The organism is Rhodococcus sp. Chr-9 (assembly GCF_000801125.1).
In the GTDB taxonomy this organism is placed as follows: Bacteria; Actinomycetota; Actinomycetes; order Mycobacteriales; family Mycobacteriaceae; genus Rhodococcus; species Rhodococcus pyridinivorans.
The window spans coordinates 166,331-181,158 of the sequence record NZ_JTIZ01000071.1; the positions used below are offsets into that span (position 1 = coordinate 166,331).

Consider the following 14,828-nt stretch of genomic DNA (forward strand, 5'->3'; position numbering starts at 1 on the left):
CGCTGTGCCCACTCCCCTGTGCTCCGTTGCCGGTGGCCGAACCGATGCGGATCAGCGTCCGCGTGCGAACAGGAAGCCCGCGACCCACCCGACCGCGAAGATGATGACGAGCACCAGCCACAGCGGTGCCTGCAGCGAGATCCAGAAGAGGTCGATGCTCGTACTGTTGCGGTTCTGGAGAACGAACAGCGCAGCGAGCAGGACCAGGACGGCCGCGAGCGCTCTGCGCGGAGTCACCCGGAACGCGCGTTGGGGCGCGGCGGATCGCGTCTGTTTTGCCACGCCTCCATCGTCGCCCGTCCGCGGCACGATCGGCACCCCCGAACCGAGTTTTCACCCCGGGAGTTCGCTCATTTCCTCCGGAAGCGCAGCCCGGCGAGGAGTCCACCGACCAGGCCCGCACCGAGGATTGCGGCGCCGCGGCGCGCGTCGAGACCCTCGTGCACCTCGAGGCGAGGCGTGATGACCGCCCCTGTGGGCGCGGGATGGTGTGCGAGTGCGAGGCTCGCTCGGGACGTCGCTGCGAACGCGGTGCAGAAGAGCACCAGGCGGGCCGTGAGGTTACCGAACACGAGGATGCCGAGGATCGGGCCGAAGGCGACGCCCGCCGGGCCGTTGAGCACACGTTCGAGGTAGATCGAACCCGTCTGCTTGAGCAGTTCGAAACCGATCCCGGCGATCGCACCCGCGACGAGCGCGCTGCGGAACGGAACGGGTTCGCGGGGCAGGCGAGCGATCACCCAGGTGAACACCAGACCGGTGGCGGCAGTGGCCGCCACCAGAGCCAGAATTCGCAGACCCACGCCGATGCCGACGAGATTCTCCATGTTGAGCAGCTCGACGATCCTGCGCGCGATCGGCCCGCTGCTCAGCGCCGAGAGCCCCAACGACACGGTCATCGCGAGTCCGAGACTGAGAAGTGCGCCCCCGTCGCGCAACTTCACTACGAGGAAGTTGCCCTTGTCGCGCGGGTGCTCCCACATGGCGGTGAGGGCTTCGCGAAGATTCGTGATCCAGCCCAGACCGGCATACGAGGCGGTGAGCAGGCCGATGAGGCCGACCGCGCCGCGGGATTCGATCGCCGAGTCGATCAGGCTCTGCACGGTGCCGCCGAGCTGACCGGGAATGTTCTCGGAGATGATCTGCCGGATCTGGTCGAGCAGTTCGGGTCGCCCGGCGAGCACGAAACCGGCCAGCGAGAACACGACCATGATGATCGGGACGATCGCCAGCACCGTGAAGTAGGTCAGACCGGCCGCGTAGTAGTCGCCCTTGTTCTCCTGGTACCGAACCCCGGCCCGGAGGATGCGGTCGAGCACGGGATGGGCCGCGCGTTGACGTTCGAGAAATCCCGGCTTCTCGTCGGGTTCGCCGGCCATCCGGGTGCTCCTTCGTCTAGGTCCGCGGCAGGAAACCCACCTTGTCATAGACCTGCGCCAAGGTGCGGGATGCGACCTCGCGAGCGCGGTCCGCGCCGCCCGCGAGAATGCGGTTCAGTTCGGCCGGGTCGGCCAGGTACTCGTCGACCTTGGTGCGGATCGGGGTGACGAACTCGGTGAGGACCTCTGCGGTGTCGGCCTTCAGATCGCCGTAACCCTTGCCCTCGTAGCCGGCGACGAGTTCGTCGATGCTGCGACCCGACAGCGCCGACTGGATGGTGAGCAGGTTCGACACTCCGGGCTTGTTCTCGCGGTCGAAACGGATCTCCCGCTCGTTGTCGGTCACCGCGGAGCGGATCTTCTTCGCCGACACCTTCGGATCGTCGAGGAGATTGATCAGGCCCGCGTCGGTCGCCGCGGACTTGCTCATCTTCGACGTCGGATCCTGCAGGTCGTAGATCTTCGCGGTCTCCTTCACGATCGTCGGCTCGGGGACGACGAAGGTCTTGCCGAAGCGGGAGTTGAAGCGCTGCGCGAGATCTCGCGTGAGTTCGAGGTGCTGACGCTGGTCCTCCCCCACCGGCACGTGGCTCGCGCGGTAGAGCAGGATGTCGGCGGCCATGAGGATCGGATAGGTGAACAGGCCGACGCCGGCGTGCTCGGTGCCCTGCTTGGCCGACTTGTCCTTGAACTGCGTCATCCGGCTGGCCTCACCGAAACCGGTGATGCAGCTCAGGACCCAGGCGAGCTCGGCGTGCTCGGGCACCTGGCTCTGCACGAACAGCACGGACTTCTCCGGATCGATACCGATCGCGAGCAACTGCGCCACGGAGACGAGCACTCGCTTGCGCAGCAGCTTCGGCTCGTGCGGAACGGTGATCGCGTGCAGATCGGGGATGAAGTAGAAGGCGTCGTTCTCGTCCTGCGCCGGAACCCACTGCGCCAGCGCCCCGAGGAAGTTCCCGAGGTGGAACGAATCCGAGGTGGGCTGGATGCCGGACAGCACACGGGGGCGGGCCTTCGGCTTCGTGGCGTTCTGTTCTGCAGTGCTCGACATGCCGTCGATGATTCCACGCAGGCCACGCCGCGCTGCGACCGAGGTGGGCACTTCTGCGCCGATCCGCAGAAGCGGTCAGCGATCGAAGGTCACGGTCACCGGTGCATGGTCGGACCAGCGCTGGTCGTAGCTCGCTGCGCGTTCGACGCGGGCCTCGCTCGCGCGGGCCGCCAGGCCCGGGGTCACGAGGTGGTAGTCGATGCGCCAGCCTGCGTCGGTGTCGAATGCCTTGCCGCGGTACGACCACCACGAATAGGGGCCCGCGACGTCGCCGTGGAGGTCGCGCACCACGTCGCGCCAGCCGGTCTCGAGGAGGTCGCCGACCCACGCGCGCTCCTCGGGCAGGAAGCCGGACTTCTTGACGTTGCCCTTCCAGTTCTTGATGTCTCGCTCGGTAGGGGCGATGTTCCAGTCGCCGCACACCACCATGTCGCGACCTGCGGCCGTCACCGCGGCGTACCGTTCGGCGAGGTAGGTCGCGAAGCTCTTCATGAAGTGTTCCTTCTCGTCCTGCTTCGGCGTCTGTGCTTCACCGGTCGGCAGGTAGAGGCTTCCCACCGTGACGTCGCCGAAGTCGGCCTCGATGTAGCGGCCGGCCGAGGCGAACTCGTCGACGTCGAATCCGACGCGGACGGCGTCCGCCGGGACACGCGAGAGGATCGCCACCCCGGCGCGGCCCTTGGCCGAGGACTCTGCGCCGACACAGTGCCATCCGGCCTCCAGCGCCGGGGCGATCGCGGCGTGGAACTGCTTCTCGGTGGCCCGCACCTCCTGCAGGCACACGATGTCGGCGGCCGACGAGGCGAGCCAGTCGACGAGACCCTTGGCTGCGGCTGCGCGCACGCCGTTGACGTTCACGGTGGTGATCACGAGAGGCACCGGGTCACCGTAGCCGACGCCGGCGATGCCACTGCTCCACCGTGGAAGGAGTCTGCCGTGAGAGTGGCTCACCCCACGACCGCGAGTTCCACAAGACGGAACACATTCACCAATTTCTCTCATTCAGCGGAACGTCCCGAGAGTATTAAACTAGGTGAAGTCGGTGACCCACTTCCGGTTCGGCACCTCGGCGGTGAAGTCACGATCGACCAGGTCAGGCGCCCGATCTGCCTTCCGGCCGCCGGGGATCGTAGTACGATCCCGGCGCCCACGAGTCACACCGGACAGGCCCTCGTCGCGCATCAACCGATCCACCGTGTGCTTGCCGACCTCGTGGCCCTGGTTGCGCAGGTGCACGGTCATCTTGCGGCGCCCGTACAGCCCCTCCGCGGCGCCGACGGTGCCGAGCAATGCATTCGTGACATGCGCGTCGGCGACGGTCCGTTCCGACGGCGGAGCGGTTTTCCAGTTCCGGTACGTGCGTGGGGCGACCTTGACGGGCCGCTGCCGCCCAACCGGTCCGGTCCTTGCCCGTCGTGCAGTGGATGAGCGCCGGCCGTACCTCGGGGTCGGCGAGCGCGGTGTACAGATGCCGGTATGCGGCCAGTGCGCTGTCGGATCCGACTATGTCGCGGTAACTTTCGGCGAGTAGCTGTTCCGCCCGTCCGTCGGGGCGTCGGCGAGCACGTCGACCACCACGTGAGCGGTGCCCTCGGGAAGTCGGTCCGGCTGCGCCGCCCGCTCCATCTCCGTGCGCAGGTCGAACACGGTGTGCACGCCGAGCGCAGCGACGCGGCGACACCGACGTCGCTGAGGCGGTTGAGTTCGACCGAGCGGTACAGGGCACCCCGACGAACGTGGCTGCCGTCGGAGACCGGCCATCCACCGATGTCGCGGAGATTCGGCAGGCCGTCTATCACGATGAGTTCGCCGGCGGCGCGTTTCACGTTGCGTCTCGCAATCTGTCGGGATCGGTCGTGGGGAAGCCGGGACCGCGGCTTCCCCCACGACGGTCAGTGGGCGAAGTGCGTCTTCGCCGGTCGATCGGTGTTCTTGCCTCGCAGCTCCCCGGTCACGCTGTCGAGGGCGTCCGCCAGCTTGGCTGCCAGGTCGCGACTGAAGCCTTCGCGCAGCACGATCCGCAGAACCGCGACGTCCTCGGCATCCGCGGGCATCGTGTAGGCCGGGACCTGGAATCCGCGGGCGCGCAGTTCGTGTGAGACGTCGAAGACGGTGAATCCCGGGTCGTCGACGATTTCGAAAGACAGAACGGGAATGGCGGTGCCGTCGGTGATGACATGCATGTTGTCGATCTTGGAGATCCGTTCGGAGAGCATCAGTGCGGTGTCGCGCAGGGACTCCATGATCGCGGTGTAGCCGGCGACACCGAGTCGGATGAAGTTGTAGTACTGGCCGACGACCTGGTTTCCGGGGCGCGAGAAGTTGAGGGTGAACGTCGGCATGTCTCCGCCGAGGTAGTTGACCCGGAACACCAGGCCCTCGGGCAGGTGCTCCTTCGAGCGCCAGACGACGAATCCGATGCCCGGGTAGGTCATGCCGTACTTGTGGCCGCTGACGTTGATCGACACCACACGGGGAATCCGGAAGTCCCACTGCAGTTCCGGGTGCAGGAACGGAACCACGAAGCCACCACTCGCCGCGTCCACGTGCACCGGGACGTCGGGCCCGCCTGCGGCGGCGATCTCGTCCAGCGCCTCGGCGATCTCGGCGACGGGTTCGAGCTCCCCGGTGAAGGTGGTGCCGAGGATCGCGACGACACCGATGGTGTTCTCGTCGACTGCATCCCGGACCTGTTCCGGGGTGATGACGTAGCGCCCCTTCTCCATGGGCAGGTACTTCGGTTCGACGTCGAAGTAGCGGCAGAACTTCTCCCACACGACCTGTACGTTGCTGCCGAGGATGAGGTTCGGACGGGTGGCGTCCTCTCCCGCCTCCTGACGCTTCTGCCGCCACTGCCACTTCAGGGCCAGACCTGCGAGCATCACCGCCTCGGACGATCCCACGGTCGACACACCGGTTGCCGACGCGGGATCGGCGGTGAGGTTCTCCGCGTGGAACAGGTCGGCCACCATGTTCACGCAGCGGGTCTCGATCTCCGCGGTGGCCGGGTACTCGTCCTTGTCGATCATGTTCTTGTCGAAGGTCTCGGCCATCAGACGATCGGCCTGCGGGTCCATCCAGGTGGTGACGAACGTGGCCAGGTTCAGCCGTGAACTGCCGTCGAGCATCAGCTCGTCGTGAATGAACCGGTAGGCCGCCTCGGGGTCGGTTTCGGACTTCGGAAGGCGGAGCGCGGGGACCGGGTCGGTCCCGAGCCGTCCGGTGTATGCCGGGGCGAGAGTCTCCGCGGGGGCCGAGTTGCGTTCTGACATCTGTTCCTCCACCGGGTCGAACGGACGATCCTTGGCGTGTACGGGTCGAGCGGGGGGTGGCCGGTTCGGGGTGGATCAGACCTCGATCGGGGGGTAGAGGCGTTCCATCGTGTAGCGGCGGTTGCGTCGCACGGACACGGCGCTGGCCGTGAGCGTGACGAGGAGGATGCCGGTGAGTACCGCGATCGCGATCCGCAGCCTGGAGTCGACGTGACCGGCGACGGTGGGCTGCCGGAGCCCGTTCACCGTGTAGGTCATCGGGTCGAACGGGTGGATGCACTGGAATGGTTTCGCGGTGGTCGGCACCGGATAGATGCCGCCGGCCCGGATTCCTTCACCCGGGGCACCATCCGGTACCACGGGGAATCCCCAGCGCAGCTGTTCTGTGACCAGGTAGCGGACGGTGACGGACGGCCGTACTTCTTCGAGTTCGTTCACGCACGCGATCGACGACTGCGCGAACACCGTCGTCTGCTTGTCGTTGCCGAGGACGGTCAACGAACCGGCATTGAGTCGCATCCGGCCGCACAGTGCCATCAGCAGTGCGGTTCGGACTGCACCGGCCTGGGCGGCGATGACGCTGACCCCGCCGAGGTCGATGTCGAGGTCGAGTGGGCCGAACACGTGCCCCCACGGCCCGTGCAGTTCGATGCTGCGGGCTGATACCAGGGTTCCTGCGGTGTTCGTGACGATTGGCGGCGGTGGCTGCCAACTCTCGGACTGCATGTCGACCAACTCGACCTCCGGATTCGGGTACAACGCACTGACCGATTCCGGCCACGTCACCCGGAATCGGATGTCTGTGAACGTGCGCTACTGGAGAAGGTTCTTGACCACGTTGCCGTTCTTGACGATGACGGAGAGGTGTTTCGCGGGGTCGGCCAGCAAGCTGAGATCTTCGAGTGGATTGCCGTCGACCAGCAGGACGTCCGCCCACGCGCCCTCGGCGATCGCCCCGAACGGGGCCTGCCGGTACGGATCTCGCTCGCCGGCGAGCCGGAACAATTCGGCGTTGCCCGAGGTGAGCATCCGGAGGGCGTCGGCGTTGCTGTAGTGATCGCCGAGGCGTGCTGCCATCTCACTCTGCCGGTGCGCAAGCTGAGGTTCGAGCAGGAGATCAGTGCCCCATGCGGTCTTGACGCCGTGCTTGCGCGCCCACTCGTATACGTTGTCCGTTCCCGAGCAGATCTCCTTGTCCTTGTCGGCTCGGTTCGGATCCGGGTAGTGGTGATCTCCCAACGCGAACGGCTGCATCGACAGCCAGACATCCTTCTCCGCCAGCAGGGCGATGGTCTCCTCGTCGGCGAGGTGGCCATGCTCGATCGACTTCACCCCTGCCGCGACCGCCCGGCGGATGCCCGTGACGTTGTAGACGTGCGTGGCGACGTAGGTTCCGTAGTCGGTGGCGGCGTGCACAGCCGCACGAAGTTCGGGATCGGTGAACTGGACGGTGTAGAGCGGGTCGTACATGGACGCGGCACCACCGCCGACCATCACCTTGATCTGGGATGCGCCCTTCTTGAGCTGCTCACGGACGGCGGCGAGGACGCGATCCGGCCCGTCAGCCACCCGCATGAACCCGATTTCCTCTGCGCGACTTTGATTTCCGCCGAGCGCTGTCGGACACTCGTAGACGAATCCGAAGTCGCCGTGCCCGCCGGTCTAGGAGATCGCGGCCTGCGACGGATAGATGCGAGGTCCCTCGAAGAGTCCGCGGTCGATCACCGACTTGATACTCCCGGTGTCGCCGGCCATGTCGCGCACCGCGGTGAATCCGCGGTGCAGCATGTTCTTGGCTTCGGCGAGACCGTTGAGTGCGATGTGGGATTCGGTTCCCGCCACCATGTCGACGTAGGAGTTGGCATTTCCGACCAGATGCACGTGGGCGTCACTCATGCCCGGCATCAGGACACGATTTCCACCGTCGATGACGATGGTTTCCCGGCTCGGATCTTCGCCGACAGGGGAGCTGGACACCCCCGCGATGGTCGCCCCGTCGATCAGGACGTCACCGGTGACGAGTGACGGCGACACGCCGTCGTATACACGAACGCTACGGAACAGCAAACGAGTACCAGCGTCCGATTTGGGTGGCATGGGGCCGACCGTAACACCGAGGAAGCCGTCCTGCTCGCCACGGCGCGGGCAACCCGTTCCGTGTCGACCCGAGGGGCGCGATTCGTCGAATCACACGAGGTTGTCGTGTCGACAAATGGACCGAGTGTCGTGCTGAAAGTATCTGGGATTCTAACTATCATGCGGCGCATGTTGATTCACCGGACACTGCGAATGCAGTCCTGGGGCTTCGTGATCGGCTCCGCCCTCTTCGCGCTCGGTTCGGCGCCGTATCTGTCTGCTGTCTTCGGGGGTCATGCTCGCGAACGTCTTCTTCTTCGCGGGATCCTGGTTCTTCACCGCAGCCGCGTTCCTACAGCTAACGTTGAGTCAACCGGCCACCGTCGTCGACGCCGGCCGTCCCGCGGTCCGCGCGCTGTGGCTGGCTGCCGCAGTCCAGCTACTCGGGACGATCCTGTTCAACATCAGCACCGGCTCCGCACTCCACGCCCACACCGTGAAAGGGGAGATGCACCTGGTCTGGAATCCGAACGCGGAAGGCTCCATCGCCTTCCTCGTTTCAAGCGCCCTCGCCGTACTCATTCTGTTCAGAGCCGGAACCTACTGGGCACCGAAGTCGAGGGACTGGCAGAGCGTCTGGCTCAACACCCTCGGTTCGATCGCGTTCGGCATCTCCGCAGTCGGAGCATTCGTCCTGCACCACGGGACCTCGCTCGACCCCAACTTGGCCAACGTGGGCACGTTCGTCGGCGCAGTGTGCTTCCTCCTGGCGTCTGCAGTCTTCCTCGGTCGCAGGAAATCGGCGCCGGAGCCGCTCCCGGTGTCGTGATTCCGCGGTGTCCATCCCGCTTCCGCCGCGACAGTGTTCGCCGAGCGATCATCGAGGCGACCGCAGACGTGCCCGGCAAGTACCCGTTCGAGACAACCAATCAGGCCGCACACGCGGCCTGAACCGCTCAACCCCACGAGTCAACTGAAGTGGGGGAAGTCCCTTATCCACGGTGCGATCCATGAATGCCCATACAGCTAAGCGGGGAAAGTGCATGCGCAACGCCTACAAGGTGCTTCGTCGTGACCTCACGCGTATCCGTCGGGCTCCGAAGTCGTGGGCGATCATCATCGGACTGCTGGTGCTGCCCTCGCTCTACGCCTGGGTCAACATCATCGCGTTCTGGGATCCGTATGGGAACGCGGACCACATCAAGGTCGCCGTCGTCAACCAGGACGAGGGAGCCAGTACCGAGCTGACCGGTGAAGTGAACGTCGGCGAGCAGGTGGTGGCCCAGCTCAAGTCGAACGACCAGCTCGGCTGGCAGTTCATGGATGAGGACGCGGCCATGGAATCGGTCAGGTCCGGCGAGAGCTACGCCGCGATCGTCATGCCCCCCGATTTCAGCAAGAACCTCCTCACCATCGTCACCGGCGACTTCGTCCGGCCGGAACTCGAGTACTACACCAACGAGAAGGCCAACGCGATCGCCCCGAAGATCACCGAGGTCGGTGCGTCCACGCTCGACACGCAGATCAACTCGAACTTCGTCTCCACCGTCGCACAGACCATCGCCAAGGAAGCCGAGCAGGCCGGGGTCGATGCGGGAGACTGGCTGGTCGATTCGCGCAGCCAGACGCTGACCGCGTTGGACCAGGCCCTCGCGACGGTCCAGGCCACCCGCACGACCCTGACCGAGTTGAACGGCACGCTCGAGCCCGGGGCGGCGGCGCTCACCGATGCCAGGCGAGCCCTGGAGCGGGTGGACGCGGCCATCGGGGACGTCACCGCAGCGGTCTCCGACGCGCAGGGCCTCGTCAACGAGGTCCAGGGCGACCTGGTCAAGTTCTCCGACACCCTGACCGGCGCCTACGTCTCCGGCACGGCGAACCTCACGGGCGCCACCACCCGCCTCAACGAGAGCGTCGGGCAGGTCGCGGTCGGCGCCGACGCGGCCCGGTCGGCTCTCAGCACAGCTCAGCGTGATGTGCAGGCGGTGATCACCGCAAATCAGGCGCTACTCGCCACCATGCTTCCTCTCGTCGCCGCCACCCCTGACGGGCTGCCGCTCAAGAACCAGCTGAACCAGGTGATCGGCGCGCTCGAAGCGCAGACGGTCCGCGATCAGGAGCTCCTGGCGACCCTGGAGGCCGCGCAGGCTGGTGTGTCCACGGTGGCCGATCAGACGGCCGCCGCGTCGGAGGCCATGGCCGCCGCCCAGCGTTCCTCCGGCGCGCTGCAGAGTGTGTTGTCGGGGACCTTCCCGGGGCTCAACCAGTCCATGTCGTCGCTGTCCGCGACCGTCGGGGCGTTCTCCTCGGCGCTCGATTCGCAGCGTGTGCTCGTGGGCGAGGCCGTTGGCATGCTCACCGAACTGGAATCGGTCATGGATGAGACCGGCACCGCAGTGTCGTCGCTGGACGGGAACCTCGCGGACGTGCAATCGGATCTCATCGCCCTGCAGACCGACCTCAGTGCGATCAGTGCCACGGACCTCCTCAACCAGGTGAGCACACTGACCTCGCTCGACCCGGACACGATCGCCGAATTCATGGCGGGGCCCGTGGTGGTCCACGAGAACGACCTGTTCCCGGTGCCGGCCTACGGCTCGTCGATGGCGCCCCTGTTCACCAACCTGTCGCTGTGGATCGCCGGGTTCGTGTTGATGGTGCTGTTCAAGCTCGAGGTCGACGACGAGGATGTCGAGGGCCTGACGGTGCGGCAGGCGTACTTCGGGCGCTGGCTGCTGTTCGCGGTGATGAACGTCATCCAGGCGCTGCTGGTGAGCATCGGCAATGTGGTGATCGGCGTCCAGACGGTCAACCCCGTCGTGTTCGTCGCCACGGCGGTGTTCATCGGCCTCGTCTACATGTCCATCATCTATGCGCTCTCGGTGTCCTTCGGCTACATCGGTAAGGGCATAGCCGTGTTGCTGGTGATCATGCAGATTCCCGGCGCCTCGGGAATCTATCCGATCGAGATGATGCCGGACTTCTTCCGGGCGTTGTTCCCGTTCTTCCCGTTCACGTACGGGATCGACGCGCTGCGCGAGACCATCGGCGGCTTTTACGGCTTGCACTACCTCCGGTGCATGGCCGTACTCGTACTCTTCGCCGCGCTGGCCTTCATCCTCGGGCTGTTCCTCCGCCAGCGGCTGGGCAACTTCGCTCGATTGTTCAACAGCAAGTTGGCCGATACCGGTCTGTTCCTGAGCGAGGACGTGCAGATCCTCGGCTCCCGTCACAGGCTCACCCAGTTGGTGCAGGCCCTGACCGATCGGGACAAGTTCCGGGAGGACAACGCCCGCAAGCGTCGTTGGCTGGACACCAACCACAAGGCCGCGCAGCGCGCCGCACTGTTCGCCGGCGTGATCGGGTCCGTGGTTCTCTTCGTGATCGGGTCCGTCTTCCCCGATGAGAAGGCCACAGTCCTCGGGCTGTGGGGGCTCCTGTGCCTTCTCGTTATGGGTTCGATCGTGGTGGTCGAGTACATCAACCAGAACGTCCTGTACGGCGCAGAGGTCAGCGATCTTCCAGACGATGCGTTGAAGCGAGCTCTGGCACAGGAAGATATCGCGATCAGGTCGGACGCCCGACTCGACCAGCTTGAGAAGCAGGGACAGAACGCGTGAACAACATCATCACCCTGATCCGTCATGACTTCCGTCAGGCCACCAGCAACGTGGTCGCGGCGGTGGTGCTCGTCGGCGTCATACTGATCCCCTCCTTCTTCGCGTGGTTCAACGTGTTGTCGAGCTGGGACCCGTTCGACAACGTCAACAACCTCGAGGTCGCGGTCGCCAGCGCCGACGAGGGTTTCGAGAGCGACCTGTTCCCGATGCGCGTGAACGTGGGCGACCAGGTGGTCTCGCAGCTGCGCGCCAACAGCGACATCGACTGGCAGTTCGTCTCGGAGGAAGAAGCGATCGAGGGCACCAAGTCCGAGGAGTACTACGCAGCGATCGTGCTGCCGAAGGACTTCAGCCAGAAGATGCTGACCTTCATCGCCCCCGGCGCCTCGCCGGTGGAGATCGACCTCTACGTCAACGAGAAGAAGAACGCACTCTCCTCGCTGATCACCGGCGAGGCCGCGACGGAGGTATCGACGCAGATCAACACCAGCTTTACCAAGACCCTCAACGAGGTCGGCCTGGCGCTGGTGTCGTCATTGGCCACCTATCTCGAGGGCTCCGAGACGCAGCAGACTCTGGACCGGCTGCAGGCTTCGGTGGGCGGGATCTCCACCCAGCTGAATTCGGCAGCCGGCACTGCCGACATCTTCGCAGTGGTGCTCTCGTCTGCCGACAGTCTGCTCTCCAGCGCCGGTTCGCTCGCCACCGCATCGTCCGATGCCGTGCGGGACACCTCCGGAGCGATCGGACAGGGTGCCGGTGCCGTCACCTCCGCCCGGGACGTCCTCGCATCGACGTCCGAGCGACTCTCGCAGGCCTTCAGCGCCAGCGCCGGAAGCTTCGAGGCTCTTCGTGCCGAGGTCGACCGGATCTTGGGCAACTCGCCGTCGCCGCAGTCCGTGGCGACGCTGTCGCAGGCCTCCTGGATAGTCGGGCAGCAGGCCGAGTCGTACGCCCAGCTTCGTGATCGGTTGCGGGACCAGGCATCGGCGGCAGGTCTGGACCCTGTGACCCGGGACGCTGTGAATCTTCTCGCCGATCGAGTCGCTGGCATCGTCGACCGTCAGGAGGCTCTCGAGCAGCGCCTCGACGCGGCGGCGGCCGGTCCCCAGTCGACGGGTGACGTTGCCGCGGCGCGCAGCGCAATCCTGCGGGACGTGGATGCCGTACAGGCAGCGATCGTCGGGGCGCGGGACCAGTACACCAACAGCCTGCGGCCGAAGCTCGACCGACTCGCAGGCGACCTCTCCAGAGTGGAGGGGAACTTCGCGGGTATCGGTCAGGATCTGCGAGCAGCGGAGCAGTCGCTGTCCGCCGGGGCGGGTTCGCTGAGTGCCGGCCTCTCCGACGCGGAGACCGCGGTCCGGCTGCTCGCGAGCGATCTCCGTGGGACCTCGGATATCTTTGCCGATCTCGAGGCGGCCCTCGCGCGTGCCGAGAACACCGGTGACCTCAGCAAGGTGACCGAGATCATCGGCTCGAACCCGGCGACGTTCGCCTCCCAGCTCGCCTCTCCGGTGAACCTCAAGGAAATCCCGGTGTTCAAGGTCGACAACTTCGGTTCGCAGATGGCGCCGCTGTACACGGTCCTCGGGCTCTGGGTGGGTTCGCTGCTGCTCGCGGTGCTCATCCGCACCGAGGTCTCGCGCGAGTCGCTTCCACCGCTCGATAAGCCGCTCAAGCCGTGGCAGGAGTATTTCGGCCACTACGCGATCTTCGGCGGGATGGCTCTTCTGCAGAGCACGATCCTCTTCGTGGGCCTCATCGGCTTCGTCGGGGTTCGTCCGGCGCACCCGTTCCTGTTGATCCTCGCCGGGTGGGTGATGTCGTTCGTCTTCTCGCTCATCACGTACACGCTTGTGCTTGCATTTGGCGAGGCGGGTAAGGCAATAGGGGTGCTCCTGCTGGTCGTGCAGATCTCCGCGGGTGGGGGTGCGTATCCGTTGGCGGTCCTGCCGGAGTGGTTCCAGAACATCAGCCCGTTCGTCCCGGTCTCCCATGCCACGACAGCGGTGCGCGCGGCTATCGCGGGAATTTACGATGCCGACTACTGGAAGGCGCTAGGCTTCCTGTTGCTGTTCACTCTGCCGGTCCTGCTGATCGGTTTGGTCTTGCGCCTGGCGGTGAAGAATTTCAACGATGATCTGAATTCGTCGTTGGAGGGGACCAAGCTCCTGAGCGTGTGAGCGCTCAGCACCCGACTACTGCTTCAGGAGATCAGCCACCTCATCAGAGATGGCTACTGCACGGTTAAAGATGGTTCGGTAATTGAGTGAGCGTAGATCATAACGAGAGCCTGGTGTGGTCGAGGAAGCCGTGACACAGGTCGTAGCTCGACCCGATCCGGGTCAGCCCTGCCTCGGTCGCCACACGAACCTCGTCGAGAGTATCGGGGCACAGGTTGGCCAGTTCGGTGGATTTCATGTTGCCCCAGACTTGTTCGATGGGATTGAGCTCGGGCGCATACGCCGGGAGACGTTCGACGTGGAGCCAGTCGCGCTGGGTCGCCAGCCACGCGGTCATCGCCCGGGACCGGTGGGCCATCAGTCCGTCCCAGAGCACGATGAGCTTCTCGCCGGCGAAGTGGCCACGCAGTTCGGTGAGGAACTCGATGAGTTTGTCGGTGTTGTAGGCACCGTCGGTCATGGAGAACACAAACGCACTGCGACTGCGGTCGGGCCGATAGGCCAGGACTCCGGCCATCGACAGGCGTTTCCAGGAGAACCGGTGATGCAGAACGGGTGTGTCGCCTTTCGGCGCCCAGGTTGCGCGGACCACCGGGAGCAGCGAGACGCCGCTTTCGTCCTGGAAGCAGATCCATGCACCTCGGCGCCGCGCTATTTTTTTATCCGCGGCCACTCATCTCTCGCGCCAGGCGACGATGGCGTCCTCGTCGCGTTCGACCGCGCGCCGTGCGGGCCGCCGCCGGCTCCAGCCGAGCCGGGTCCGCAGGATCGTCCAGGTCTGGGTGGGTCCGTAGGTCACGCCGGTGAGCCGCTCGATGACGATCGCGACCCGTCCCAGGGTCCACACCCCGGTGGCGAAGCCATGAGCTTGGGGTCCTTTGAGCAATTCCTCTCGGATCACTTCGATCTGGGTGTCGTCGAGGCGGGGCCGGCGTCCAGCTCGCCTGGGCCCTTCGAGTGCGTCACTGCCCCCGTCGGCCCATTGCCGATACCAGCGTGAGGCGGTCTGCTGGGTCACCTCCAGTTCGACCGCGACATCGATCTGTCGTCGTCCTGCGGCGAACATCTCCGCGGCGCGCATTCGCCGGTCACGCAACGCCTCGAAATCGCGTCGAGCGCCACGTTGCTTGGCTTTCCGGTAGTTGGGCTCCTCGCCGGAACCAGTCTTCTTCCCTGCCATTCGTCAATGATCAAGCAGCGCGGTGTGAATCAAGTGCAACGACACACCCTATTACCGA

10 protein-coding genes and 5 pseudogenes are annotated in these 14,828 nt (G+C 65.4%); 3 read left to right on the forward strand and 12 right to left on the reverse strand.

All coding sequences use genetic code 11. The annotated features are described in order from the left end of the window. Positions 1–51 precede the first annotated feature (51 nt). The 10 genes and pseudogenes from QR64_RS08305 to QR64_RS08350 form a co-directional block, all read right to left on the reverse strand. On the reverse strand, positions 52–282 hold the full coding sequence (locus QR64_RS08305; protein WP_231414000.1) for a LapA family protein: 231 nt from the start codon (positions 280–282) through the stop codon (positions 52–54). 68 nt (positions 283–350) lie between these two features. After that, the gene (locus tag QR64_RS08310) at positions 351–1,379 is read right to left on the reverse strand and encodes a YhjD/YihY/BrkB family envelope integrity protein (protein ID WP_039584843.1); all 1,029 of its coding nucleotides are present in this window, start codon (positions 1,377–1,379) and stop codon (positions 351–353) included. A gap of 16 nt (positions 1,380–1,395) precedes the next feature. Then, positions 1,396–2,436 (reverse strand): tryptophan--tRNA ligase, encoded by a 1,041-nt coding sequence (gene trpS, locus QR64_RS08315; RefSeq protein WP_026061260.1) that lies wholly within the window; start codon positions 2,434–2,436, stop codon positions 1,396–1,398. A 75-nt stretch (positions 2,437–2,511) separates the two neighbouring features. Beyond that, a complete protein-coding gene (locus QR64_RS08320) occupies positions 2,512–3,315 on the reverse strand; it encodes an exodeoxyribonuclease III (protein ID WP_019288552.1) in 804 nt (267 codons plus the stop codon). Between the two features lie 150 nt (positions 3,316–3,465). Next, positions 3,466–3,726, reverse strand: coding sequence for an IS3 family transposase (locus tag QR64_RS08325; protein ID WP_052227244.1), 261 nt, complete (start codon positions 3,724–3,726; stop codon positions 3,466–3,468). A gap of 151 nt (positions 3,727–3,877) precedes the next feature. Beyond that, positions 3,878–4,201: pseudogene (locus QR64_RS28835) on the reverse strand (hypothetical protein); the annotation flags it as partial. Further along, positions 4,167–4,262, reverse strand: a pseudogene (locus QR64_RS28840) (protein-tyrosine-phosphatase); the annotation flags it as partial. The pseudogenes QR64_RS28835 and QR64_RS28840, both read right to left, overlap by 35 nt. Positions 4,263–4,328: 66 nt before the next feature. After that, complete coding sequence (locus tag QR64_RS08335; RefSeq protein ID WP_039584918.1) at positions 4,329–5,708, reverse strand: glutamate decarboxylase; 1,380 nt, start codon at positions 5,706–5,708, stop codon at positions 4,329–4,331. A 75-nt stretch (positions 5,709–5,783) separates the two neighbouring features. After that, positions 5,784–6,038: pseudogene (locus QR64_RS08340) on the reverse strand (hypothetical protein); the annotation flags it as partial. Positions 6,039–6,521: 483 nt separating this feature from the next. Then, a pseudogene (locus tag QR64_RS08350) lies at positions 6,522–7,805 on the reverse strand (amidohydrolase family protein). Between the two features lie 168 nt (positions 7,806–7,973). On the opposite strand from QR64_RS08350, the pseudogene QR64_RS08355 reads away from it, so the two are divergent. From QR64_RS08355 to QR64_RS08365, 3 genes and pseudogenes are all read left to right on the forward strand, one after another. Continuing rightward, a pseudogene (locus QR64_RS08355) lies at positions 7,974–8,613 on the forward strand (hypothetical protein). A gap of 214 nt (positions 8,614–8,827) precedes the next feature. Then, the gene (locus tag QR64_RS08360; RefSeq protein WP_039584846.1) at positions 8,828–11,404 is read left to right on the forward strand and encodes a YhgE/Pip domain-containing protein; all 2,577 of its coding nucleotides are present in this window, start codon (positions 8,828–8,830) and stop codon (positions 11,402–11,404) included. Continuing rightward, entirely contained in the window at positions 11,401–13,590 is a 2,190-nt protein-coding gene (locus QR64_RS08365) for a YhgE/Pip domain-containing protein (protein WP_039584847.1), read from the forward strand. Before QR64_RS08360 ends, QR64_RS08365 begins: the two co-directional genes overlap by 4 nt. Before the next feature lie 97 nt (positions 13,591–13,687). On the opposite strand, the gene QR64_RS08370 is transcribed toward QR64_RS08365, so the two are convergent. Continuing rightward, the gene (locus tag QR64_RS08370; RefSeq protein WP_197483277.1) at positions 13,688–14,263 is read right to left on the reverse strand and encodes an IS630 family transposase; all 576 of its coding nucleotides are present in this window, start codon (positions 14,261–14,263) and stop codon (positions 13,688–13,690) included. After that, positions 14,264–14,770 carry a winged helix-turn-helix domain-containing protein gene (locus QR64_RS08375; RefSeq protein ID WP_200358362.1) on the reverse strand — a complete coding sequence of 169 codons (507 nt, stop codon included), beginning with the start codon at positions 14,768–14,770 and terminating at the stop codon, positions 14,264–14,266. Positions 14,771–14,828 lie beyond the last annotated feature (58 nt).